The organism is Cryobacterium sp. Hz7 (assembly GCF_004402815.1).
GTDB classification, from domain to species: Bacteria; Actinomycetota; Actinomycetes; order Actinomycetales; family Microbacteriaceae; genus Cryobacterium; species Cryobacterium sandaracinum.
On the sequence record NZ_SOFB01000015.1, the window covers coordinates 31,448 to 56,635 of the forward strand.

At 65.0% G+C, this 25,188-nt stretch carries 22 protein-coding genes; 2 read left to right on the forward strand and 20 right to left on the reverse strand.

The annotated features are described in order from the left end of the window. Positions 1-152: 152 nt before the first annotated feature. From E3N86_RS17765 to E3N86_RS04065, 9 genes are all read right to left on the reverse strand, one after another. Complete coding sequence (locus tag E3N86_RS17765) at positions 153-641, reverse strand: type IV toxin-antitoxin system AbiEi family antitoxin domain-containing protein (protein ID WP_134511382.1); 489 nt, start codon at positions 639-641, stop codon at positions 153-155. A 135-nt stretch (positions 642-776) separates the two neighbouring features. Beyond that, positions 777-1,868, reverse strand: coding sequence for a sugar-binding protein (locus tag E3N86_RS04030; RefSeq protein ID WP_104099277.1), 1,092 nt, complete (start codon positions 1,866-1,868; stop codon positions 777-779). A gap of 49 nt (positions 1,869-1,917) precedes the next feature. Next, complete coding sequence (mmsB, locus tag E3N86_RS04035) at positions 1,918-3,252, reverse strand: multiple monosaccharide ABC transporter permease (RefSeq protein ID WP_134511374.1); 1,335 nt, start codon at positions 3,250-3,252, stop codon at positions 1,918-1,920. Beyond that, positions 3,249-4,799: a multiple monosaccharide ABC transporter ATP-binding protein gene (mmsA, locus tag E3N86_RS04040; RefSeq protein ID WP_104099279.1), complete on the reverse strand. Its 1,551-nt coding sequence runs from the start codon at positions 4,797-4,799 to the stop codon at positions 3,249-3,251. The genes mmsB and mmsA overlap by 4 nt, the downstream gene beginning before the upstream one ends. A gap of 477 nt (positions 4,800-5,276) precedes the next feature. Further along, on the reverse strand, positions 5,277-6,293 hold the full coding sequence (locus E3N86_RS04045) for a LacI family DNA-binding transcriptional regulator (protein WP_104170404.1): 1,017 nt from the start codon (positions 6,291-6,293) through the stop codon (positions 5,277-5,279). A 97-nt stretch (positions 6,294-6,390) separates the two neighbouring features. Beyond that, positions 6,391-7,404: a LacI family DNA-binding transcriptional regulator gene (locus tag E3N86_RS04050; RefSeq protein ID WP_134371970.1), complete on the reverse strand. Its 1,014-nt coding sequence runs from the start codon at positions 7,402-7,404 to the stop codon at positions 6,391-6,393. Between the two features lie 19 nt (positions 7,405-7,423). After that, entirely contained in the window at positions 7,424-8,329 is a 906-nt protein-coding gene (locus tag E3N86_RS04055; RefSeq protein ID WP_134511375.1) for a carbohydrate ABC transporter permease, read from the reverse strand. A 2-nt stretch (positions 8,330-8,331) separates the two neighbouring features. Then, entirely contained in the window at positions 8,332-9,306 is a 975-nt protein-coding gene (locus E3N86_RS04060) for a carbohydrate ABC transporter permease (protein WP_370287886.1), read from the reverse strand. An 82-nt stretch (positions 9,307-9,388) separates the two neighbouring features. Further along, positions 9,389-10,690, reverse strand: a complete 1,302-nt coding sequence (locus E3N86_RS04065) for an ABC transporter substrate-binding protein (RefSeq protein ID WP_134511376.1) — start codon at positions 10,688-10,690, stop codon at positions 9,389-9,391. Between the two features lie 195 nt (positions 10,691-10,885). Here E3N86_RS04065 and E3N86_RS04070 point away from each other — a divergent pair, with 195 nt between their 5' ends. Further along, complete coding sequence (locus E3N86_RS04070) at positions 10,886-12,916, forward strand: beta-galactosidase (RefSeq protein WP_134511377.1); 2,031 nt, start codon at positions 10,886-10,888, stop codon at positions 12,914-12,916. On the opposite strand, the gene E3N86_RS17275 is transcribed toward E3N86_RS04070, so the two are convergent. The 9 genes from E3N86_RS17275 to E3N86_RS04105 all read right to left on the reverse strand — a co-directional run bounded on the left by E3N86_RS17275 (position 12,888) and on the right by E3N86_RS04105 (position 22,274). Beyond that, positions 12,888-13,106 (reverse strand): hypothetical protein, encoded by a 219-nt coding sequence (locus E3N86_RS17275; protein ID WP_134415387.1) that lies wholly within the window; start codon positions 13,104-13,106, stop codon positions 12,888-12,890. The genes E3N86_RS04070 and E3N86_RS17275 overlap by 29 nt on opposite strands. Beyond that, the gene (locus tag E3N86_RS17280; RefSeq protein WP_241981689.1) at positions 13,094-13,297 is read right to left on the reverse strand and encodes a hypothetical protein; all 204 of its coding nucleotides are present in this window, start codon (positions 13,295-13,297) and stop codon (positions 13,094-13,096) included. The genes E3N86_RS17275 and E3N86_RS17280 overlap by 13 nt, the downstream gene beginning before the upstream one ends. 111 nt (positions 13,298-13,408) lie before the next feature. Further along, positions 13,409-13,753, reverse strand: coding sequence for a hypothetical protein (locus E3N86_RS17285; protein ID WP_241985936.1), 345 nt, complete (start codon positions 13,751-13,753; stop codon positions 13,409-13,411). A 348-nt stretch (positions 13,754-14,101) separates the two neighbouring features. Then, positions 14,102-15,256 carry a cystathionine gamma-synthase gene (locus E3N86_RS04080; RefSeq protein ID WP_134511378.1) on the reverse strand — a complete coding sequence of 385 codons (1,155 nt, stop codon included), beginning with the start codon at positions 15,254-15,256 and terminating at the stop codon, positions 14,102-14,104. Between the two features lie 23 nt (positions 15,257-15,279). Further along, on the reverse strand, positions 15,280-16,644 hold the full coding sequence (locus E3N86_RS04085) for a cystathionine beta-synthase (protein ID WP_134511379.1): 1,365 nt from the start codon (positions 16,642-16,644) through the stop codon (positions 15,280-15,282). Between the two features lie 10 nt (positions 16,645-16,654). After that, a complete protein-coding gene (locus tag E3N86_RS04090) occupies positions 16,655-18,595 on the reverse strand; it encodes an ABC transporter ATP-binding protein (RefSeq protein WP_134371982.1) in 1,941 nt (646 codons plus the stop codon). A 102-nt stretch (positions 18,596-18,697) separates the two neighbouring features. Further along, positions 18,698-19,672: a carbohydrate ABC transporter permease gene (locus E3N86_RS04095; RefSeq protein WP_104100776.1), complete on the reverse strand. Its 975-nt coding sequence runs from the start codon at positions 19,670-19,672 to the stop codon at positions 18,698-18,700. Further along, positions 19,669-20,802, reverse strand: coding sequence for a carbohydrate ABC transporter permease (locus tag E3N86_RS04100; protein ID WP_134342291.1), 1,134 nt, complete (start codon positions 20,800-20,802; stop codon positions 19,669-19,671). The genes E3N86_RS04095 and E3N86_RS04100 overlap by 4 nt, the downstream gene beginning before the upstream one ends. Before the next feature lie 155 nt (positions 20,803-20,957). Continuing rightward, a complete protein-coding gene (locus E3N86_RS04105) occupies positions 20,958-22,274 on the reverse strand; it encodes an ABC transporter substrate-binding protein (RefSeq protein ID WP_104100774.1) in 1,317 nt (438 codons plus the stop codon). Positions 22,275-22,587: 313 nt separating this feature from the next. Here E3N86_RS04105 and E3N86_RS04110 point away from each other — a divergent pair, with 313 nt between their 5' ends. Beyond that, complete coding sequence (locus tag E3N86_RS04110) at positions 22,588-23,622, forward strand: LacI family DNA-binding transcriptional regulator (RefSeq protein WP_104100773.1); 1,035 nt, start codon at positions 22,588-22,590, stop codon at positions 23,620-23,622. A 136-nt stretch (positions 23,623-23,758) separates the two neighbouring features. Here E3N86_RS04110 and rplL read toward each other — a convergent pair whose 3' ends face one another. Then, positions 23,759-24,142: a 50S ribosomal protein L7/L12 gene (rplL, locus tag E3N86_RS04115; protein WP_104100772.1), complete on the reverse strand. Its 384-nt coding sequence runs from the start codon at positions 24,140-24,142 to the stop codon at positions 23,759-23,761. Between the two features lie 52 nt (positions 24,143-24,194). Continuing rightward, the gene (gene rplJ / locus E3N86_RS04120; RefSeq protein ID WP_104100771.1) at positions 24,195-24,710 is read right to left on the reverse strand and encodes a 50S ribosomal protein L10; all 516 of its coding nucleotides are present in this window, start codon (positions 24,708-24,710) and stop codon (positions 24,195-24,197) included. Positions 24,711-25,188 lie beyond the last annotated feature (478 nt).

The window sequence follows — 25,188 nt, forward strand, 5'->3', positions numbered from 1 at the left end:
TCGTCGTTCAGGGATCAGTATTCAAAATCGGTTCAAACATCAGTGCTCAAAATCGGTTTTCATGTGAAATCTGAAGTTCAAGGCGTGCTGTGTGTTGAACTTCAATACTACATCTAGTGATGCTCGAAGGGAATGGCCACTACATACAGTAGTTACAAGTATGTAGTTATCCACCGACATTCCACCGGTTGTGCACAGCCCCACGGATGCGATTCGAGCCAAATCACGCGGAATGCGGCAAAGTTATCCACAGGCAGCGCAGGGGCAGAACTCGAGCCTGTGGAAACCCTGTCGGCGTGTCGCTCGCCCTGAGGCGCGCCGCGAACGCGGTCGCCCAATCCCAGCGGTCGAAGCTGCAGGGCATGGTCGATCATGGCGACGCTCACGAGAAAGCTCGTGCTCGCCGCGGACGCGTGCGACAGCACGAGCGGCCGACCCGCGGCCGCGACCGTCGAAAGCACAAACGGGCGGTAGCGCTGATCGGGATCGGCGGAACGCCGCAACTCCCCCGAAACGTAGATGCCGCGGCGCGTGCGCACGAGTTCACCGCGGCGGATCAGGGCGTCGACGGCGTGTGAGTTGAGGCCGCGTTCCCGGAGCGCGGCATAGGTGACGAGCCCGTCGAAGCGGGCGCTGACGATGTCGGGGAGTTTGGTCTCACCTCACCCTGCGGGCGGCGGCAGCGAGCCGGACACGCGAGAGGGCCGGCCCCCGTGAGGAGCCGGCCCTGGTGTCGAGATGCTGTGATGCTGTGATGCAGATGTACTGCCGGGTTGTTACTCGGTCAGCGGGGCGAGGTTCGGGTCGTTCGCGTATGCCTCGGACGCGTTTTCCTTGGTCACGATGACCGGGGGCAGCAGGTAGGCCGGGACGACGATCTTGCCGTTGTCGTAGGACTCGGTGTCGTTGACCTCGGGGGTGTCGCCCTTCTGGAGAACGTTGACCATCTCGATGGCCTTGTCAACGAGCACGCGGGTGTCCTTGTTGATGGTGGAGTACTGCTCGCCGGCCATGATCGACTTGACCGACTCGACCTCGGAGTCCTGCCCGGTGACGACCGGGATGTCCTTGCCGGCGGCCTTCACCGAGGTGATGATCGCACGAGCGAGGGTGTCGTTCGGGGAAAGAACGCCATCGAGCGTCTTGTCGCCGTACGTGCTGGTAAGCAGCGCGTCCATGCGGCTCTGAGCGTTCTCAGCCTTCCAGCCGGCGGTCGCCGTCTGCTTGATGTCGGTCTGGCCGGAGGCGACAACGAGGGTTCCGTCGTCGATCTTCGGCTGCAGCACGCTCATCGCGCCGCCGAAGAAGACGGCGGAGTTGGCGTCATCCGAGGAACCGGAGAACAGCTCGATGTTGTACGGGCCTTCCGGCTTCTTCGTGGCCAGTCCGTCCAGGAGCGCCTGGCCCTGGAGTTCGCCGACATTGAAGTTGTCGTAGGCGACGTAGTAGTCCACGGCCTCGGTGTTCAGGATGAGGCGGTCGTAGGCGATCACGATGGCGCCGGCGTCGCGGGCCGACTGCACCTGGGTGGCGAGCTGGCCACCGTCAGCGGCACCGATGATGATGACCTTGGCACCGTTGGTGACCATGGCCGAGATCTGGTCCTGCTGGTCCTTGACCGTGGTCGAGGCACCGGCGTATTGCACGTCGCCCTTGTAGCCGGCCTCCTTGAGGCCGTCTTCGAAGAGCCCGCCGGCGAGGACCCAGTTCTCAGAGGTCTTTGAGGGGAGGGCGACGCCGATGACCGAATCCTGGGCGAAGCCGGCAGCAGCGCCGTCTTCGCCGGCGGTGTCCGTGCGGGTGGAGCAACCTGAGAGTGCCATCAAGGCCACTGCGGCGATCGCAGTTGTCGCAAGAATCTTTCGCATTGTCGATTTCTTTCTGTTCGTTGTGGTTTGGTGAAGGGGAAAATCTGGGCTAGTTGGGCCGCGTGGCTTGCGGCCGCGCGCTCTCCGGGGTTCCCGTGTCGGGCACGACCAGGGGTGGTTCCGCCGGGAATTCGGCAGTCTTCTTCTTCCGGGTCAGGAGGCCGATGATCGAGGGACGACCCTGGCTCTTGTTCCACACGTCAACACCCACGGCCACCAGGAGCACCATGCCCTTGATGATCTGAACCCAGTCGGAGCCGACGCCCAGCAGCTGCAGGCCGTTGTTCAGCACCGCCATGACGAGACCACCGATGATGGAGCCGACGACGGTTCCGATTCCGCCGGACACGGCCGCGCCACCGATGAACACGGCGGCGATCGCGTCGAGCTCCCAGCTGAGGCCGTCCTGCGGGCCGGAGGCCACCGAGCGGGCGACGAAGATCATGCCGGCCAGGGCCGAGAGGATCGACATGTTCATCATGACGAGGAAGTTCACCCGACGGGACTTGACCCCCGAGAGTTCGGCGGCGAGCTTGTTGCCGCCGACCGCGTAGACGTGACGGCCGAAGATCGTGTTACGAGTGACGAATGCGTAGAAGAGAACGAGCACTCCGAGGATGATTCCGGAGACCGGGAAGCTTGTGCCGACGCGGCCACCGGCGAAGAGGACGGATGCGTAGACGATGACGGCACAGAGAAGGGCGACTTTCACGATGCTCACCCACAGCGGTGCGGGCGTCGAACCCATGATCTTCTGAACCCGGCGGGCACGCCATTCGGAGTAGACGACCGCGACCACGATGATGAGCCCCAGAAGCAGGGTCAGGTTGTTGTAGCCCGTGTTCGGGCCGACCTCAGGAAGGTAGCCGGAGCCGATGATCGTGAAGCCGTCAGGAACGGGGACCGTGTTGGCGTTACCGATGACCTGGTTGCCGCCGCGGAAGATGAGCATGCCGGCCAGGGTGACGATGAAGGCGGGAACCCCGACGTAGGCAACCCACGCACCTTGCCAGGCGCCGATCAGCATTCCCACAAACAGCCCGAGCAGGATGGCCAGCGGCCACGGGAAGTTCCAGTCCCGCATCGCGGTGGCCACCACGATGCCGACGAAAGCGGCAACGGATCCGACCGACAGGTCGATGTGGCCGGCGATGATCACCATGACCATGCCGATGGCGAGGATGAGGATATAGGAGTACTGGCTGACCAGGTTGATCAAGTTGCCGGACGACAGCGTCAGTCCGTCGGTCAGGTACTGGAAGAGCAGAATGATGGCGATCAGGCTGAAGAGGATGCCGAACTGCCGCAGGTTCGAGCTGCCGCTGCCGAAGATCTTCTTCAGATCACCAAGAGCGCCTCTGCGGGTACTCGTGTCTTCACTCATATGCTCTGAACCTTCTTCCGTGCGGAGGTCATACTTTTCATCAGGGTTTCGGGATCGGCGGACTCCGCCGGGATGCAGTCGGTGATCGCACCCTCGAAGACCGTGTAGATCCGGTCGGCGAGGCCGAGGAGCTCTGGGAGCTCAGAAGAGATCAGGATGACTCCCTTGCCCTGTTCGGCGAGCTGCTGGATGATGCCGTAAATCTCGTATTTCGCGCCGACGTCGATGCCACGGGTCGGCTCGTCCAGGATCAGCAGGTCAGGGTCCGTGAACATCCACTTGGCCAGAACGACCTTCTGCTGGTTGCCGCCGGAGAGTTTGGAGACGCCCGCATTGACGCTGGGTGTCTTGATCCGCAGGCTTTTGCGGTATTGCTCGGCGATTCCGAATTCTTTGGAGTCGTTCACGACCTGCCCGGCCGAGATCTTCGAGAGCTTGGCCGAGACGACGGAACGCTTGATGTCGTCGAGCAGGTTCAGGCCGAGTGCCTTGCGGTCCTCGCTCACGTAGGCAAGGCCGTGGTCGATCGCGTCGGCCACGCTTTTCAGGACGATTTCCTTTCCGTCCTTGTAGAGGTGGCCGGAAAGGAAATTGCCGTAGGAGCGCCCGAAGATGCTCATCGCCAGTTCGGTGCGCCCGGCGCCCATCAGGCCGGCGATGCCCACGATCTCACCCTTGCGCACGTTCAGGCTGGAACCCTTCACGACCATGCGCTCGGCGACCTGCGGGTGCTGCACGGTCCAGTCACGCACCTCGAAGAAGACCTCGCCGATGTGCGGTGTGCGGTCCGGGAAACGGCTCTCCAGGCTGCGCCCGACCATGCCCCGGATGATCCGGTCTTCGTTGACTCCGTCGGCCACGACATTCAGGGTTTCGATCGTCTTGCCGTCGCGGATGATCGTGATCGAGTCTGCGACCTGTTCGATCTCGTTGAGCTTGTGGGAGATCATGATCGAGCTGATTCCCCTGCCCTTCAGCCCGCGGATCAGGTCCAGCAGATGCATGGAGTCCGACTCGTTCAGGGCCGCGGTCGGCTCATCGAGGATGAGCACCTTGACCGACTTGTTGAGGGCCTTGGCGATCTCGACCAGCTGCTGCTTGCCGACGCCGATGTTCTTGATCAGGGTGTCGGGGTCGTCCCGCAGCCCGACGCGCGCCAGCAACTCGAGCGCCGTCTTCTTGGCGGTGATCCAGTCGATTGCACCCCACTTGGTCGGCTCGTTGCCGAGGAAGATGTTCTCGGTGATGGAGAGTTCCGGGATGAGCGCAAGTTCCTGGTGGATGATGACGATGCCCGCTTCTTCGCTCGAGCGGATGTCCTTGAAGTGCACGTTCTGACCCTGGTAGATGATGTCGCCCGTGTATGTGCCGGAGGGGTAGACCCCGGAGAGCACTTTCATCAGGGTGGACTTGCCGGCACCGTTCTCGCCGCAGATCGCGTGGATCTCGCCGCGATTCACCGTGATGGAGACGTCCGACAGGGCCTTGACCCCGGGAAACTCCTTGGTGATGGACCGCATCTCAAGGATTACGTGGTCAGTGGACATCGTTGGACTCCTCACGCCCGGGGGCCACTACAGGTATCCCATACCGACAACGGAATGGACGCGCGAAAGATCATCCCGCTCCCGCTCAGCAGGGCGGCAGCGGAGCTGCCGGGCAGGTGGAAAAGTGTGCTCACAAGCTTGACCTCAATGTCATGCGTTTGGAAAAAAGTGCGGGAAATCGAGTCCATGTGACCGATCACATTGACACTATAGACCCGGTGATAGTCCCGGTGTCAAGTTTCGTTTTGTCACGCTTGCGTAACAGGCTGTTGCTCCCCTGAGCGGGGTCTGAAGTCAGGACATTCCGCCGAGCCCAGCCGGCTCACGGACGGTCCCGGCGGGGCGGCTTACCACTTCTTTAGTGCTGTGCGGAAACAGGGAACTGCTCGACAATGCGCTCAAGGAACTCCGGAGAGAGTCGCGGGGGAGAGCGAACCCTTCACGGGTGATCGAGGCGAGGTCGCGCATGTGCCGAACTCAGAACGCGGGCGGTGCGGTCGAGCCGCGCACGATGAGCTCGGGAATGATCGGGTCGCTCCGCTCGATCGGTACCCCGCCGCTGAGGTTGCTGAGCAGAAGGGCGATGCACCGCCGCCCGAGTTCGGCAAAGTCTTGGCGCACTGTCGTGAGCGGTGGCCAGAAGTGTGCCGCTTCGGGAATATCGTCGTAGCCGACGATACTCATGTCGCGCGGCAGGTCGAGGCCCGCCTCGCGGCAGGCGTGCATGAACCCGAGCGCCATCAGATCATTCGACGCGAAGATGGCCGTGAAGTCCCGCCTCCGGAGCAGTTCTCGTCCGGCACGGTATCCGAAGTCGGCGGTCCAGTCGCCCAGAATCGGCGCCATGGTCGGCACATCCATTTCCCACATCTCGTCGAGGAAGCCGCGCATTCGGGCCTCGGCCTCAATCCAGTCCTGGGGTCCGGCAAGGTGGTAGATACTCCGATGGCCGAGGTCGATCAGGTGCCGCGTGGCCTGTCTGGCACCGGTCATCTGGTCGACGGACAGGGAATTGTCGAGGCGGCCGGTGGACTGCAGGGTGACGAACGGCACGTCGATGGACAGCTGTTCCAGGGCGTCGAAGACCCGCACCTGCGGCGCGATCACGACGATGCCCTCCACGGACTGGTTCATCAGGTGCTCCAGCGCCGCCTCGATCGACTCCGTGTCGACGGATGTGAGGTTCGCGGTGTTGACGTAATAGCCGGCTTCCTGGGCGGCGTCCTGGATGGCGGCGATGCTGCTCGCCGGCCCGTAGGCACTCTCCGCCGAGAGCAGGCCGATGGTGCGCGAACGCCCGCGCGACAGTGCGCGGGCCGCCCGGTTCGGCCGGTACTGCAGGTCTTCCATGACCTGCAACACCTTCGCCTTGGTGGAATCACGGATGCTGGGGTGGTCGTTGAGCACGCGCGAAACGGTCTGATGCGAGACCCCCGCGAGGCGCGCCACATCACGGATGCTCGGGGCACGCCCCTTGGGCAGATCGATAGTCACAGGAAGACCTTGTTGGCATGTGCACGGTCACAATTGTGAACGCAAATCAAGTATGCACTCCGGTGACGCCCCCTGGCGCACATTGCGCCTCGGTTGATCAGGCGCTCTCGCGCACCACCAGATCAGTCGGCAGAACCATGGCAGCGGGGCGTTCGCCCCCGATAACCTGCAGGAGCAAGCGCACCATTTCTTCGCTGATGCGGTCGAACGGCTGCCGCATGGTCGTGAGCGGAGGGTGCGTCGTGGCCGCGATGGGACCGTCATCAAAGCCCCCGACTGCGACGTCTTCCGGCACTCGGCGGCCCGACGCAAGAAGCACATCGAGTGCCCCGGCTGCCATCACGTCGTTGGCGGCGAACACCGCGTCCAGATCGGGGTGCCGTGTCAGGAGAGCCGTCATTGCCGCCGCGCCGCTCGACCGGCTGTAGTCGCCATGGGCCACATACGTCTCGTCGAATACATCGGCGCGTTCATCGACATACGCTTCGAAGCGACGCATGCCTCCGGAGGTATCTTCTGGCCCGGTGATGGTAGCGATGCGAGTGCGGCCGAGGCTGGTCAGGTAGCGCACCATTTCCCGAGCGCCTTCGTAGTCGTCGGCGGCCACATACCCCATCTTGTTTTCGAAGCCCAACGGCACCCCACAGGCAATCGCCGGCACGCCGGCCGCGATGATCTCGGACAGTCCGCGGCGACCACTATGCGAGGAAACCAGCAACACACCATCGACGTGGCCCGCCGTGACGAACTCCGTGGCCCGGCGCTGTTCGTCCTCATTGCCCGCCATGATCAAGACCAACGAGATGTCGTGCACGGAGAGCGCCCGCGACGCCCCGCTCATCAGTACAGCGAAGTTCGGGTCTTCGAACAACCGCTCGTGGGACTCGGTGAGAAGGAAGGCCACCGAGTTGGCGCGGCTGGTGGCGAGGCTGCGTGCATGCGGGTTGACCCGGTAGCCCGTCTTCTTGATGGCCGCGTTCACTGCCGCCAGAGCATCCGGACCCACCCAGTGACCGCCGTTCAGCACCCGAGAAACCGTTCCCCGGGATACGCCGGCGGCTGCGGACACATCATCGATGGTCGGCCGGCGCTTCGAAGGGGGCGGGGTCACGTCAGAATTCTATCCATCCTCAGGCTTTGACCGCGCCCGCAGCAAGGTCGACCTTCCAGTAGCGCTGCAGCACAAGGAACAGTATTACCAGAGGGATGATCGACAGTAAGGCACCCGTGATTACGAGCGTGTACATGGACGGCGCGGTCGCACCCTGATTGAGCAGGCCGCTCAGGCCGACCGTGACCGGGAAGAGCCTGTCATTGCCGAGCATGATGTAGGGCAGCATGAAGTTGTTCCAGACCGCAACAAACTGGAAGAGGAAGATCGTCACGAGCCCGGGGCCCATCATCGGCAGGGCGATGCGATTGAAGATGTAGAGCTCACCGGCTCCCTCGGTGCGGGATGCCTCGACAACCTCGGTGGGCACCGACGCCGCCGCGTAGATGCGCGCCAGATAGATGCCGTAGGGGCTGATGATCTGCGGCAGCAGCACGGACCAGATCGTGTTGGTCAGGCCGACCTCGGCCAGCAGGAAGTATTGCGGGATGGCGAGGATGACGCCGGGCACGAGCACTCCCATCAGCAGCACCGCGAAGACCGCGCGCTTGCCGGGGAACTCGAACTTGGCCAGAACGTAGCCGGAGATCGCCGAGACCCAGGTGGAGGCGAGGGCGCCGACGCCGGCGTAGATCGCCGTGTTGAGCACCCAGCGCCAGTAGAGGCCGTCGCGGTACCGGCTCAGCTCCACGATGTTGTCCCAGAGGTGCGAACTCGGCATCAGCGTGAACGTGGAGAAAAGCTCGGAGGCGTCCTTGCTCGAGGCCATCAACACCCAGAAGACGGGGAAGAGGCAGTAGATGGCGCCGACGAGAAGGATGCCCGTAGAGACCGGGCTGGCCTTCTGGCGGAAGGTGCGGGCGGCGACGCGCTCTGCCTTGAGCAGGGCGCGGCCTGGACGGGTCACGGTGGATGAGGTGGTCATGGTCAGTCCTCCTGACCGAATGCGCGTTTCTGCACAACGCGCAGGAACAGGAATGAGAAGGCGAAGGTCACGACGGCGATGACGATCGAGGTTGCGGCCGCCGAGTAGATGTCGTCACGGGTGAAGGCGTCCCGGTAGACCAGCATCAGCGGTGACCAGCTGGTGGACAGGGAGTTCGTGAGTGGTCGCAGGGTGGTCGGCTCGGCGAAGACCTGCAGCGTGGCCACCATCGAGAACAGGGCGGTCATCACGATGGCGGGGGCAATGATCGGGATCTTGATGCGCCGTGCGATCTGCACCTCGGTGCAGCCGTCGAGCTTCGCAGCCTCGTAGATGTCGGTGGGCACCGACTTCAGCGAGGTGTACATCACGATCATGTTGAAGCCGACGCCGCCCCACAGGGCGATGTTGGCGATCGCGAAGATGACGCCCGACGAGGAGAGCAGCGACGGGACGTCCCAGCCGAACCGTTCGAAGAGAAAGTAGAACGGGCTCACGGCGGGTAGGTACAGGAATCCCCAGAGGAGGGAGCTGATCACGGCCGGCACGGCGAACGGCAGGAAGATCGCGGTGCGGGAGAACCCGGTGGCCCGCGTTCGCCGGGAGTCGAGCAACAGGGCGAACAGCAGGGCCAGACCCAGCATCACGGGGATCAGGATGAGGCCGTAGAGCAGGACGCGCCCCACACTGGCACCGAATTCGGCGTTCGTGAGGGTGGCGGCGTAGTTGTCGATGCCCGCGAAGACGGTCGAGCGTGCGCCGGCGCCCAGACCCAGTCCGGAGACCTTGGTCTTCTGGAAACTGAGAAAGAGTGTGTAGACGATGGGTGCGGCCATGAAGACCACGAACAGGATGATGCCCGGCGCCAGCATCGCGTAGGGCACGAGCACCCTCGAGCGGAACTTGCCCTTCTCCCTACGCTGCTGCGGAGGCGGTGTGCTGCTCCTGGTGGCCACGGGGGCCTCTATCACTGTCACGGATTGTCCTCAATCGACGCGGTCACGGTGTTCGGTGTGAACGGGCCGCCCGCGCGGCGGGCGGCCCGGATGGTGCTGGGTGTTACTTGACGGTGAAGCCGCTCTTCTTCATGTCGGCCGTGGTGATCGTCTGCATTGCCGCGATGGCGTCGAGGAATGCACTCTTCTTCCTCGCGTCGGCAGCCTTGGCGAATTCGTCGTTGTACGCGCTATAGGCGACGTTGACGTTTGGTCCGTAGCTGAACGGGGTCACGGTCTGGGCGACCTCGGCGGCCACCTCATAGAAGTCGGGCTGGTTATTGAAGAACTCCGGCGGCGCCGTGAGCGCGGAGGCGGCGGCATCGACGTTGGCGGGGTAGATGCCCGTCGCGGTGACGAGCGCCTGCACTGCGTCGGGGTCGGTGTTCAGCCAGGTGGCGAACTCGGTGGCGGCTTCCTGGTGTTTCGACTGCGTGGTAACCGCGGTCGAGGAGCCACCCCAGTTGCCCGTGGCGGGCGCCGAGGCGTCCCACTGTGGCATGGGTGCGGCCATCCAGAGACCGGCGGTGTCCGCGGCGTTGCCCGCCAGGACGCCGGGTGCCCAGATGGCGCTCAGCCAGCCGACCTGTTCGCCGCTGTTGAGGCCGGCGTTCCACTCGGGCGTGTACATCGGCTTGTTGTCGATGACTCCCTCTTCCACGAGGCCGCCCCAGTAGCCGGCGACCGTCTTGGTGGGGGTCTCGTCGATGTTGACGCTCCAGGACTCGCCATCGATGCCCCACCAGGAGGCACCGGCCTGCTGCGCCATGCCGGTGAACCAGCCGGCGTCATTCGACGAGAAGGTGCCCAGGTACTTGGCCGGGTCGGAGGCGTGCACGGCGCGCGCCACTTGGGCGTATTCGTCCCACGTGGTGGGAACGGCCAGGCCGAGCTGCTTGAGGATGTCGGCGCGGTAATAGAACATCATCGGCCCGGTGTCCTGCGGGATGGCGTAGACGGCGTCGGAGCCGAGCGTGACGGAGTCCCAGACGCCGACGGCGAATTCGTCCTCCACGTCATTGGCGCCCAGCTCGGAGATGTCGGCGAGGGCGTCGGAGGAGACCAGGGTCGGGATCTTCTGGTACTCCGCCTGGATCAGGTCGGGAGCTCCGCTGCCGGCCTTGATGGCCGTGAGAAGTTTGGTGATGGCCGGGTCGCCGCCGTCCTGCTTCTGAACCGTAACCTGGATGTCCGGATTCTCGGCGTTCCAGGTGTCGACGACCTGGTCGAGGTTCGGGGCCCAGGCCCAGTAGTTGAGCTCGACGGGCCCGGAGTCACCGCCCGCGGCATCCGTTGAACAACCTGCCATGAGCAGTGTTGCGGCGGTGGCCAGGGCCACCGTCCCGATTCGTATCGACGTGCGCATTCGTCCTCCTTGAAGAAAGCTGGTGCTGTGAGTTGGCGCCCGCGGCATCATCGCGTCAAAACTCGACTCTGACTGTGAGCGGTACTAGTCACGCACACAATCATATTCGTTGTCAACACGCAGATAAATTTACGCATCCCAGAAGTTCCTGTGCTAAAACTGGGAGCGCACACAGTAAAAAGGAGATCCAGACCAATGCCGATCGAGACCGCAGTACCCACGCTCCCGTCAGCGACGAACCGCTGGCTGAAGGGCACGAACCGACTGCGCTACGGCGGCGATTACAACCCGGAGCAGTGGCCGCGGGAGACCTGGCTCGAGGACGTGGCGCTGATGCAGCAGGCCGGCATCAACCTCGTCAGCGTCGGGATCTTCTCCTGGGGGCTGCTCGAACCGCGGGAGGGGGAATACGACTTCGGTCTGCTCGACGACATCATCGGGCTGCTGCACGAGGCCGGAATCGACGTCGACCTGGCCACCCCCACGGCCGCGCCACCGGCCTGGTTCTGGAAGAAATACCCGGATTCCCGGCCCGTCACCCGCGACGGAATCACGCTGGGCAACGGCTCGCGTGGCCTGGTCAGCCCGTCGAGCCCCGACTACCGCCGGGCAGCGGCGGCGATCACGGAACAACTCGCCCGCCGGTACGCGAACCACCCCGCGCTCGTGCTCTGGCACGTGCACAACGAGTACGGCGCCCCGATCAGCGATTCCTATGACGACCACTCCGTCGCGGCCTTCCGGGTGTGGCTGCGGAAGCGCTACGGCACCCTCGAAGTACTCAACGAGCTGTGGGGCACCACGTTCTGGGGACAGGTCTATGGCGAATGGGACGAAATCGACGCCCCGCGCCAGTCGGCCTCGGTGAGCAACCAGGCCCAACGCCTCGACTTCCACCGGTTCACCTCCGACGCTCTGCTGGAGTGCTACATCGGCGAGCGCGACGTCATCCGCCGGTTCACGCCCGACATTCCCGTGACCACCAACTTCATGGCAACTAATTGCCTCTCTGCCGACTATTGGCGGTGGAGCAGGGAGGTGGACATCGTCTCGAATGATCACTATCTGGTCGCCGAGCGCGCCGACAACCACGTGCTCCTGGCGATGGATGCCGACCTCACTCGGTCGCTGGCTGGCGGAGCGCCGTGGATCCTGATGGAACACTCAACCGGGGCTGTGAACTGGCAGCCGCGCAACATCGCCAAGCGGGCGGGTGAACTAGCCCGAAATTCGCTCTCCCACCTCGCGCGTGGTGCGGACGGCATTCTGTTCTTCCAGTTCCGGGCCTCACGCTTTGGCGTGGAGAAGTTCCACTCCGCCATGCTGCCGCACGCCGGCGCCGAGACCCGGCTGTGGCGCGAGGTCCTGGCGTTGGGCCAGACCCTCGGCGCGTTGGAGCCCGTGCGCACCTCCCGCGTGCGCGCTCGGGTCGCGTTGCTCTGGGACACCGAATCGTTCTGGGCGCAGGACTTGGAGTGGCGCCCCAGCGTCGAGCTGGGCCACCGCGAGCGCGTCGAGGCCTTCTATACAGCGCTGTGGGACCGCAATGTGACGGTGGACTTCGCTCACCCGACCGCCGACCTCGGCAGCTACGACCTCGTGATCGCCCCAAGCCTTTACCTGGTTGGCCCGACGGCCTCCGCCAACCTCACCGCGTACGTTCGGGCAGGCGGCCACCTGGTCGTGTCGTACTTCTCCGGCATCGTCGACGATAACGACACGGTCTACCTCGGCGCCGCTCCCGGCGCCCTGCGCGAGGTGCTCGGCCTGTGCATCCCCGAATTCCTGCCGCTGCACGAGAACGAAACGGTTACCCTCAGCGACTCCCGCACCGGCACCCTGTGGGCCGACGACATCGCGGTCTCCACGGCCGAGGTGCTGGCCCGGTATCTGGACGGCCCGGCCAAGGGCGGACCGGCCATCACCCGCAATGCTTTCGGGGCCGGCTCGGCCTGGTACATTTCGACCCGGCTCACCGGCGCCGACCTCGATTCCCTAATGCTCGACGTGCTCGACACGGCAGGTGTCGATGCCGCCCCCGGCATCGACGGCGTCGAGAGGGTCACCCGGTCGAACGACACCGGCGATTTCCTATTTCTGATCAACCACACGGATGCCGACCGGCCATGCCCGGCCGTCGGCACCGAGCTCCTGACTGATGCAGTCGTGACCGGAACCGTACTGGTCCCCGCCGGGCTCACCCGGGTTGTACACCACTCCCGGTAGCACGGCGCGACAGCTGCCACCGCTTCACTAGCCGCACGGCCACGGCCACACTGGCCAGTACCGCGGGAACGAGCAGATTGAGACCGGCGAGAATGAGGAGGCCGACCGTGAGCACGACCGACACGACGGCCAGCCACCAGCCCAGCGTGTGGCGGTCGAGCAGACGCACGGCCGCGATCATGCCGAGCACATGATGGCCACCATCGAACTCGTGTGGATCAGGATGAACGCCCCGAGGTAGACGTTGAGCACTCCGACGGCCGCGACAGCGGCAATCACGGCGACGAAAACCGGACCGACGCCGGGCGCGTTCGTTGCGACCAGGTCGAGCGGCGCAACCTGCCCCCGCCCCGCGGCCCGGCCCAGAACGGCGACGGTCACGCACTGCAGGGCCAGGTAGGCGATGCCGACCAGGACGAGGGCGACCGCCGTGGCGAGGGGGGTGACCCCTCCGGGGTTCGTGAACTCCGCCGCGATGTGCGTGCCGACCTCCTAGCCCGCGAAGGCCCACACGAACAGGCTGATCGCGGTGCCGACGCCGAAGAAGAACGAGTACCCGGTCGTCCGCGCCCAGGTCGGGCCGAGGGCCCGGCGCACATAGCTGGCGACGCCGCCGGGGTCCGGATAGCGGGCCGCCGGGGCGGCGAACGTGCTGGCCACCGGGATCGACAGAAGAGAGACGAACACCGCGACCAGCGACGCCGGCCCGGCCGCAGTGCCGGCCAAGCCCGGCAGTGCGAGAATGCCGGTGCCGAGCACCGCCGCGATATACGGGGCCGTGCCCTGTACCAGGCCGAGGCTGCCGGCTCGGGCCGGCGCGGCATCCGTCGCCGGCACAGCCGGTTGCAGGAACAGCCGGTTGCAGGAACAGAGCCTGAGAGGAAGTGGTCATCTGACCGTGCTGCCGCACCGGGGGTACGGCGGAAATGGCAAAGAAAAGACACACTCCGTGCAAAAACCGTCAGGCTCGAGGAGTGAGTCCCAATCGGAGCGCGGTGTCCTGTTCCGAACCAATTCGACGGAGATTGTGGTGTAAAACCGTCTTCTGGGCGTGTTTCCTGCTGATCCTGGCAAAATCTCCGTCGAATTCGTTCGAAGCGGAGGTAATCTCCCTGAGCGGCGATGCCGCATCAGCCGCATCAGCCACGGCAGCCAGGGCCGCCGCGGCTGTACGGATTTATCCGCCTAGACGACCGCGAGCGCCCGATCGATGTCGTCGATGAGGTCGGCGACGCCTTCGATGCCCACGGACAGACGGATGATGTTGTCCGCTACTTCGAGTTCCGTGCCGCGAACCGACGCGTGGGTCATCTCGGAGGGGTAGTTGACCAGCGATTCCACGCCACCGAGCGATTCGGCCAGCTGGAACAGCTGCGTGGCCTCGGCGAAGGAACGCGCCGCGGCCGCGCCGCCCACGAAGGAGATCGACAGCATGCCACCGAAGCCGCTCATCTGCTTCTTCGCCAGCTCGTGGCCCGCGTGCGTCGGCAGGCCGGGGTAGTAGACCCGGTCGATCGCCGGGTGGCCCTGCAGGTGCTCGGCGATCGCCTGGGCGTTGCTGCAGTGGCGGTCCATCCGCACCGAGAGGGTCTTGATTCCGCGCACGGTGAGCCAGGCATCCATCGGGGCCGAGACGGGGCCGGCGGCGAACTGCAGGAACTGGGCCTTCTCGGCGAGCTCGTCGTCGTTGATGATCAGGGCGCCGCCGAGCACGTCGGAGTGGCCACCGAGGTACTTCGTGGTGGAATGCACGACGACGTCGGCCCCCAAGGCCAGGGGCTGCTGCAGCGCGGGCGAGGCGAACGTATTGTCCACGATCACGGTCACGCCGAAGCGGTGGCCGATCCGGGCCAGAGCGGCGATGTCGCAGACCTTCATCAGTGGATTGCTGGGCGTCTCCACCCAGAGGATCTTCGTCTCGCCCGGGATGATGGCCTGTTCGACGGCGGCGAGGTCGCTCATCTCCACGGTGGAGTTGAGGATGCCCCAGGCACCGTGCACCCGGTTGATCAGCCGGTGCGTGCCGCCATAGACATCGTTGCCGAGCACGATGTGGTCGCCCGGTGCGAGCAGCGCGCGCAGGATGGTGTCCTCCGCGGCGAGCCCGCTGGCGAAGGAGAGGCCGTGCTTTCCGCCCTCCAGCGCGGCCAGCAGGGTCTCGAGCACGGTGCGGGTCGGGTTGCCGCCGCGGCTGTACTCGTAGCCGCCGCGCAGGTGGCCGATGCTCTCCTGCACATACGTGGACGTCTGGTAGATGGGCGGGATCACGGCGCCGGTCGTCGGGTCGAATTCCTGCCCCGCGTGGATGGCGATGGTGTCGAAGTTTGGTGTGCGAGCCATTGATTCGTCCTTAGTCATGCTGTTCAGGCGCTCAGGTAGGTGAGCAGGTCGTGGCGGGTGATGACGCCGAGGGGTTTGCCGCCGTCGGTGACGAGGAGCGCATCGTGGCCGGCGAAGGCGGCGCGCGCGGCCGCGACGGGCTCGTTCACCCCGATCAGCGGGAGGGAGTCGCCGACGAACTCGCCGACGCGGTCGGCCAGTTTCGCTTCGCCGGAGAAGACGAGTTCCATCAGCCGGCGTTCGTCGACCGCGCCGACGACCTCGCCCATCACCACCGGGGGCTTTTCGGTGAGCACCAGCACCTGGGAGACGCTGGCCTCGGTCATGACTCCGATGGCGTCGTGCACCGTGGCGCTGGGGTGCACGTAGACGAACGGCGGCAGGGCGCCGGTCTTGGACGAGAGCAGGTCGCCGACCGTGTGCCCGGCGGGCGCGTTGCTGAAACCGTAGCTGCGCATCCAGCCGTCATTGAAGATCTTGCCCAGGTAGCCGCGCCCGCCGTCGGGCAGCAGCACGACGATGGTGTCGTCGGCGCCGAGGGTTTTCGCCGCGCGCAGGGCGGCGACGACGGCCATGCCGCTCGAACCTCCGACCAGAATGCCCTCTTCGAGGGCGAGCCGGCGGGTCATCGCGAAGGAGTCGGCGTCGGAGACGGCGATCACCTCGTGCACGACCTCCGGGTCGTAGGCGCCCGGCCAGAAGTCCTCGCCCACGCCCTCGACCAGATACGGCCGGCCGGTGCCACCGGAGTACACCGAGCCCTCCGGATCGGCGCCGATGATGCGCACGCTCTCTCCCGAGACCTCGCGCAGGTACCGTCCGGTACCGGTGATGGTGCCGCCGGTGCCGACGCCCGCGACGAAGTGGGTGATCGTGCCGTCGGTGTCGCGCCAGATCTCGGGCCCGGTCGTCTCGTAGTGGCTGAGCGGGCCGTTTGGGTTGAAGTACTGGTTGGGCTTGAAAGCCCCCGGGATCTCCCGGGCCAGCCGGTCGGACACGCTGTAATAGGAGTCAGGGTGGTCGGGGGCGACGGATGTCGGGGTCACCACAATCTCCGCGCCGTAGGCCGTGAGCACGTTGCGCTTGTCCTCGCCCACCTTGTCCGGCAGCACGAACACGCACTTGTAGCCGCGTTGCTGGGCAACGAGAGCGAGGCCGACGCCCGTGTTGCCCGAGGTCGGCTCGACGATGGTGCCGCCGGGAAGCAGGAGGCCGTCCCGTTCGGCGGCATCGATGATGCGCACCGCGATGCGGTCCTTCGCGGAGCCGCCCGGGTTCAGGTACTCCAGCTTGACCAGCACGGTGGCGCTGACGTCAGCCGTCACCTTGTGCAGCCTGACCAGGGGGGTGTCACCGATGAGGTCGAGAACGGTGTCGGCAATTTTCATCGAGAGTCCTTCATCGAGGGTTCTTCGTCACGGATTCGAGCCGGGTCAACTCTATCGGCGTGAGCGGAGTGGGGGCCGTGGGCGTCGGCGACGTGACCTGCTCCGAGTACAGCCGCGCGTAGACGCCATCGTCTTTGAGCAGTTCGGCGTGGGTGCCCCTCTCTACGATCCGGCCGGCGTCGACGACGAAGATGACGTCGGCGGACACGATGGTCGACAGCCGGTGCGCGATGGCGATGGTCGTACGCCCGCGGGAAGCGGTGTCCAGGGCCGCCTGAACGACGCGCTCGGAGATGGCGTCCAGGGCGCTGGTGGCCTCGTCGAGGATCAGCACCTCGGGGTCCTTGAGCAGCACCCGCGCGATGGCGATGCGCTGCTTCTCGCCGCCGGAGAGCCGGTAGCCGCGCTCCCCCACCAGGGTGTCGTAGCCGGCGGGGAAGGATGCGATCGTGTCGTGGATACTCGCCGACCGGGCCGCGGCCTCGAGCTCGGCATCCGTCGCCTCCGGTTTCGCGTAGCGGAGGTTCTCGGCGATGGTCGCGTGGAAGAGGTAGGTCTCCTGGCTGACGATGCCGATGTGGGAGACGAGGGACTGCTGCTGGAGGCCCTGCACCTCGACGCCGGAGAAGAGTACCCGCCCGGCCGAGGCCTCGTAGAAGCGCGGGATGAGATAGGACACGGTGGTCTTGCCTGCCCCGGACGGGCCGACGAAGGCCGCGAACTGGCCCGGCTCGATCGTGAAGGAGACGTCGTCCAGGGTGGGGCGCGATTCCGCGCCGGCATCCGGGTAGGCGAAGGTGACCCCGTCGAAGGCGACCCGGCCGACGGCCTCGCCGCGGGCCGGCACGGGGGCGGCGTCGGGGGCGTCGCGGATCGCGGGCCGGAGGTCGAGGTACTGGAAGATGCGGGCGAACAGGGCGCTTGAGGTCTGCAGGTCGAGGGCAACGCGCATCAGGCCGAGCAGCGGGAACAGCAGCCGTGACTGCACGGTCGTGAAGGCTACGATCGTGCCCGCCGTGATGTCGGTCGTTCCACTGCCCATCAGCAGACCGGCCACGAGGTAGACGATCGCCGGGATGCTGGAGAGGAAGATGCTCACCGTGGCGAAGAACCACTGGCCGCTCATCTGCTGGCTGATCTGCAACTCGACCTGGTTGGCATTCTCGTCGGCATACCGATGGATCTCGGTCTTCTGGCGGGTGAAGCTTTTCGAGAGCAGGATGCCGGATACGCTCAGCGTCTCCTGCGTGATCGCCGTCATGTCCGAGAGCGACTCCTGCGTCCTGGACGCGATGCGGGCCCGCACCTGGCCGACCCGGCGCTGGGCAAAGACGAGTACGGGCATCAGGATGATGGCGACGATCGCCAGCTGCCAGCTCAGCAGGAGCATCGCGACGAGCGCCGCGATCACGGTCACGGCGTTGCCGAGCAGACTGGAGATGGTGTTGGTGAGCACGCTCGCGACGCCGCCGACATCGTTCTGCAGCCTGGATTGGATGACGCCCGTCTTCGTTCGCGTGAAGAAGCTCAGTTCCATCGCCTGCAAGTGGGTGAACAGCCGCACCCGCAGGGCACCCATCACCGAGTTGCCGACCGTGGCGGTGAGCCAGGCCTGCCAGACGCCGAGCAACTGCGTCCCCAAATAGATGGCGATCATCACCCCCACGAGCACGGCGAGACGCTGCACGTCCGGGCTGCCGCCGGGCGGGAAGAGCCCCTCGTCGAAGGCCCGCTGCACGAGCAGGGGCGGCACGACGGAGAGCGCCGCGCTGATGAATACGAGAACCACGGTGACCGTGAGCTTCGCGCGGTGCGGCGCGAACAGGCCGATGATCCGGCGAAGCAAATTCGGGATGCGCGGGGCCTCGGCGTTCTCGGCCCGCTGCGCCACGACATCCGCGCCGCTTACCCGCCCCCGTCGACCGCCGCCGCCACCGTGCATTCCACTCATGAATTCACTCTAAACTCCCGCGCGGCACACAAATGTGCCCGTTCCGAACACCGGCGGCCCGGGTGGGCGCCAGCGGCGGAACGGGCACAGTCGCTGATGCGGCTAGCCCTTCGTCGAACCGGCCAGCAGGCCGCGCACGAAGTAGCGCTGCAGGGAGAAGAACACGATCAGCGGAACCAGGATCGAGATGAACGCGCCGGCCGTGAGCAGGTGCCAGTCCTGGCCGCGGGTACCGGTGATCTCGGCCAGCAGCTTGGTCATCGGCGCCACCGCACCGTCGGCGAAGATCAGCGCCACGAGCAGGTCGTTCCAGACCCAGAGGAACTGGAAGATGGCGAAGGATGCGATCGCCGGCATGGTCAGCGGCAGCACGATGCGGAAGAAGATCTGCCCGTGACCGGCGCCGTCGACCCGCGCCGCCTCGATGACGTCGGCGGGAATCTCCGACACGAAGTTGTGCAGCAGGTAGATGGCGAGCGGCAGGGCGAACATCGTGTGCGCGATCCACACCTGCGAGTAGCCGCCGGCGTCGCTGATCGAGGAGACCACCGGGAAGCCGAAGACCTCACCCCGCGAGAAGAACTGCAAGAGCGGCACGAGGGCCATCTGCAGCGGAACGATCTGCAGCGCGAAAACCGCGATGAACAGCACGTTCTTGCCGCGGAAGTCGATCCAGGCGAATGCGTAGGCCGCGAGGCTGGCGATGATCAGCGGCAGCAGTGTGGCCGGCAGGGTGATCGCGATCGAGTTGATGAACGCACCGGCCAGATTCAGCTGACTGTTGCCGGCCTGGAGCACATCGCTGTAGTTGTCGATGGTCAGACCCCAGTTCGAGAAGAGCGTCCACCAGCCGGTGGTGCGTACTTCCTGCGCCGGGCGGAAGGAGGAGACGAAGAGCCCGAAGGTCGGAACGGTCCAGAGCACGGCGATCACGAGCGCCGCGATCGTGGCGCCTCGGCTGGTCAACCGCTTCTTGGTGCGCTTGGCCGCCGCGAACTCCTGACGGCGCTCGCCTCGGCGAGTTTGGCTCTTGGTGTTCTTGTCGACGGGGAGCTCAACCGGAAGAATCGCGCTCATCGGATTTCCCTCTGCTTCTGAATCTGGCGGGCGTTGTAGACGACGATCGGGAGCACGAGCAGGAACAGGATCACGGCGAAGGCGGCGGACCGGCCCTGCTCGAAGTTCTTGAACTGCGTGTACATCTCGTTCGCGATGACGCTGGTGTCGTTGGCGCCTGCGGTCATGGTCCGGACGATGTCGAAGACCTTGAGGGAGGCGATGGAGATCGTCGTCAACACGACGACGAGGGCGCCGCGGATGCCGGGCACCGTGACGTTGGTGAACTTCTGCCAGGCGTTGGTGCCGTCGAGTTCGGCGGCCTCCATCTGCTCGGCAGGCACGCCCTTGATGGCGGCGGAGAGCACGACCATGGCGAAGCCGGTCTGCACCCAGATCAGCACGACGATCAGGAAGACCGTGTTCCAGGGTGCGTTGGCGAGGAAGTCGACGGGCTGGCCGCCGAACCACACCACAACCTGGTTGAGCAGGCCGATCTGGTTCTGGTCGGCCGGCCGGGCCGTGTAGACGAAGCGCCAGATGATGGACGCCCCGACGAAAGAGATGGCCATGGGCATGAAGACCATGATCTTGAAGTACTTCTCGCCGCGGCTCTTGTCGATGAAGACCGCATAGGCCAGGCCGGCGATCGTAGACACGAGCGGAGTGATGAGCACCCAGACGATCGTGTTGAGCACCGTGCGGATGGCCTCCGGCTGGGTGAACACCCAGACGAAGTTGTCGAGGCCGATGAACTCGGTTCCGCGGGAGTTCATGAACGCCTGCACCGTGGTCTGGATGGTCGGGATGATGAGTCCGACGATGAGGAGCAGGATGGCCGGAGCGAGGAAGCCGAAGAGCTGGAAGAGGTAGCCGGCGCCGGAGCGTGAGCGGTAGTCGACGATGAAGAAGACTCCGCCGAGCACGGCGGCCGCGGCGATGGCCCACCAGTATGATCCCGCGGCGAGCAGGATGAGCAGCGGGGCGGCGACGCAGACGGCGAGACGGATGACGGTGTAGCCGGTGCCCTTGCGCGGGGCTATCTCGACGACGAACAGGATCGCGGCCACCAGGGCGACGAACGCGAGGATGATGATGGGGACTTGGACCAGGGGCGGCAAGTCAGCCAGCCAGGCAAGGAACGCCGACATATGAAACCTCTCGAGTACGACTGCGGGCTCACAGTTTGCTGGTGGGGCGGAAAACTACCGCCACGGTACACCAGCAGGGGAGTGCGGGTCGCCCCTTTTCAGGAGGACGACCCGCACGGTTGTGGTGCTGTTAGATGAGCTGGTTCCGAATTGAACTAGCTGGAGGGCCAGCCGGCTTCGATGCTGGTGAGAACCTCGTCGGTCGGGGCTCCGTTGATCCAGTTGACCATTCCCTTCCAGAAGGTGCCGGCGCCCACGGAGCCGGGCATCAGGTCGGAGGCGTCAAAGCGGAAGGTGGTCTCCGGGTCCTGAAGGATCTTGATGGCTTCCTGCAGGATGGGGCTCTTCGCGTTGGCCGGGTCAAGACCCGAGTTGGCGCTGATGACTCCACCGAGGCTCACCCGGCTATTAGCCCAGTCGTCGCTGGAGAGGTACGTCTGAACGGCCTGGGTGTCGGCGTCATCCGCGAATGCGGCGACGATCTCGCCACCACCGGTCACGGCCTGGCTGCCGGCCTCTTCGGCCGGGGTGATGAAGGCCCAGACGTCACCGTCGGGACCGACCTCTCCGCCGGCATCCGTGATGAAGCCGTCGAAGAAGGATGCCTGGTGGTGCAGCGCGCAGGTTCCTGCGGCGAGCGGCGTGGCCACGTCACCGAACGGGGTGCTGTTGATCGAGCGAACATCACCGAACGTGGCGTTGACGTTGGCAGGGTTCAGCAGGATCTCTCCGACGGAGTCGAAGGCGGCCTTGATTGCGGGGTCCGTGAACGGGATCTCGTTGGCAACCCACTTGTCGTAGGTCTCCGCTCCGGCCTGACGCAGGACGAGGTCTTCGACCCAGTCCGTGCCCGGCCAGCCGGTGGCGTCGCCCGAGCCGAATCCGGCGCACCACGGAGCGCTGCCGGTCTTCTCCTGGATGGTCTTCGTCACGGCGAGGAGTTCGTCCCAGGTCTCGGGAACTTCGACACCCCACTCGGTGAACTTAGCCGGGGAGTACCAGATGAAGCCCTTGACGCTGGCCATCAGTGGCGCGCCGTAGAACGTGTCCCCGACGGTGCCGTAGGCCTTCCAGTCCTTGGACCAGAACTCGTCGACGTTGTCTTCGACGGCTTTCGGGGCAGGCTTGAGGAAGTCGCGGCTGGCAAGGTCGGCCATCAGTCCGGGCTGCGGGAAGATCGCGATGTCGGGAGCACTGCCACCCTGGGCGCGGATGGCGATCTGAGCCTCGAACTCCTTCGACGCCTCGTACTGGATGTCGATGTTGTTCTCTTCTTCCCAGGCAGCCCAGGACTTCTCGAGGAGCTTGGCCTCGGTGTCACCGATGGTGCCGTAGACGGAGACGACGCCGTCGCCTTCAGCTCCGGAGTCGGTGTTCGTGCTGCCGGGGCCACCGGAACAGCCGGCCAAGGTCAGACCGGCGATCGCCGCAATGGCGATGGGTGCTGTGATTCGGCGGTGGAATGACCGCATTTTTCCTCCTCGTTGAGTTTGATGAAGATGCGCCGGGGATATCCCCGGACAAACACCCAGGTGCTGCAGGAACAGCTTCTGTGCCGAAAACGATCAGATAAGGAACCGGTTCCACACCACAAGGTACGGTACGCCGGGCCGAATCGCAAGACCAGATTTGTCACGGAATGGCAAAGATCGCACTCCCGCCACGACACCTTCGAAAGTTCGTCCCGCGGGACGTGTCGCATTCCGGCGGATATAATGGAACCGGTTCCAGCGAGCCTGCCAGAGCTGTACAGTGTTGGAAACGGGTCCAAGGGCGGAGGCTGGAATGAGCGCAATAGCGGATGTCGCACGCCTCGCCGGCGTCGCGAAGGCCACAGCCTCCCGTGCCCTGAGCGGTCGTGGCTATGTGTCGGAGCAGACCCGGATCAAGGTCATCGCTGCAGCCAGGGAGATTGGTTACGTCGCTTCACCCAACGCGGCCAGCCTCGTCACCGGCCGAACCAAGAGCATCGGCGTGATCATCCCGTTCATCAGCCGCTGGTTTTTCTCCGAGGTTCTGGAGAGCATGGAACAGGCGCTGCTGGACAAGGGGTACGACATGACCCTCTACAACCTGCCGGCACCCTCACCTGAACGGGAGAGGGTCTTCGAGTACTTCCTCGCGCGCAAACGCTTCGACGGAGTGATCTCGGTCGGTGTGGCGCTCAGCGATGAGGAGGTCACCCTGCTGCACCGTCTGGGCCGCCCGCTGGTCGGAATCGGCGGACCCATCCGCGGCGTGGACACGATCGCCATCGACGACGTTGCCGCGGCCCGGCTCGCCACCGAGCACCTGCTCAGCCTGGGGCACACGGACATCGTGCACATCGGCGGCAGCAAAGAAGACGAGATGGACTTCCAGGTGCACAGCAACCGGCTCACCGGTTTCTACGCCGCCATGAGCGCCGCAGGCCTGCCCACCGAACGCTCGGGCCTGTTCTACGCCTGCGAGTTCACGATGCCGGGCGGCTACGAGGTGGGCCTCGCCGTGTTCGGCGACCCGCGCACCCGCCCCACCGCGGTCTTCGCCGCGAGCGACGAGATCGCGATCGGTTTGATCGTCGCCGCCAGGGAACTGGGCATCCAGGTGCCGGCCGACCTGTCCGTGATCGGGATCGACGGACATCCGTATGCCGATATGTTCCGTCTGACCACCCTCGAGCAGCACCCGCGCACACAGGGCCGGCTCGCGGTGCAGGCCCTCCTGACGGAATTGGAGAACCCCACTCAGCACGGCGACGAGGATCACCTGACCCGGCTGCCCACGAACCTGGTCATCCGCTCGAGCACCAGCGGCCCACGGCTCACCCACGGGGGCTGACACCGTGCGTCGGGCCTGACGGAACGGGCATAACGACAGAAGGCGCCGCATCCGATGGATGCGACGCCTTCTGTGTGTGGACGGCTTGCGCCGTCACGCCTCTACGAGAAGCAGAGAACCCCTCGCGGGGCCCCGACTACTTGAGGACGGCGGTGGCGCCGGCAGCTTCGAGAGCAGCCTTGCCCTTTTCAGCGGCTTCCTTGGAAACGCCTTCGAGGACGGCCTTCGGCGCGCCATCGACGACGGCCTTGGCCTCGCCGAGGCCCAGGCTGGTGAGCTCGCGCACAACCTTGATGACCTGGATCTTCTTGTCGCCGACAGCCTCGAGGATGACGTCGAAAGCGGACTGCTCTTCGACCTCTTCAACGGGGGCGGCGGGACCGGCAGCGCCGGCAGCGGCGACCGGTGCAGCGGCGGTGACCTCGAAGGTCTCCTCGAACGCCTTGACGAACTCGGAGAGTTCGATGAGGGTGAGTCCCTTGAACTGTTCGAGCAATTCCTCGGTGGAAAGCTTTGCCATGATTTTTCTCCCTATAGTTTCTTAGTTACTCACCGCGATGCCAGGCAGATGCCTAGTTCGCGGACTCCTGCTTCTCACGCAGCGCGTCGATGGTGCGAACAGCCTTCGACAGCGGTGCGTTGAACAGATATGCGGCTCCGAACAGCGAGGCCTTGAATGCGCCGGCCAGCTTGGCCAGCAGCACTTCGCGGGACTCGAGGTCGGCGAGCTTGCCTACCTCTGCGGCGGTGAGCGGGTTACCGTCGAAGTAACCACCCTTCACTACCAGGAGAGGGTTTGCCTTGGTGAAGGCACGCAGGGTCTTCGCAACGGCGACAGGGTCTCCGTGAACGAATGCGATTGCGGACGGACCGACAAGCTCGTCGTCAAACGACGTGATGCCGGCGTTGTTCGCCGCAATCTTGGTCAGCGTGTTCTTCACCACGGCGTACGTGGCGTCCGCACTGATGGAAACGCGCAGCGACTTGAGCTGCGCAACAGTGAGACCGCGGTACTCGGTGAGCAGAACGGCGGTCGAGCTCTGGAATTTCTCCGTAAGCTCGGCGACCGTTGCTTCCTTGTTCGCCATGGCGCTCCTCTTGGTTTCATGTGCCGGTAGCCCGGGGAGCAGACATGAAAAAAGCTCCGGCGCAGGCGCCGGAGCTGGGAACGCATTCCGGAAGAATGCAGTCTGACTTCGAATCCTGCGCGGGCCGTTCACGTGAATGAACCTTCGATTGCCAGTGCATTTCTACACGACAATAACCGGCGGTCTTTGGCTTTCGCCCACGATACGGGATGGTGGAGGCCGGTGCAAATCGGCATCCGTTCACTGCATCCCCGAACCCGCCTCCCGCTGCCCGCTGCCCGCTGCCCGCTGCCCGCTGCCCGCTGCCCGCTGCCCGCCTGCCCGCCTGCGACTCCTGAACCCGACCCTGAACCAATTCGACGGAGATTTTGGCTCTCCTGCTTCATCTGTGGGTGTTTCGGAGCGCCTTAACGGCCGCACGCCGCTTCCTGTCTAGGTTTCTGACTGTCTAGGAACAGAAACTCAAGGGGCAGGAATA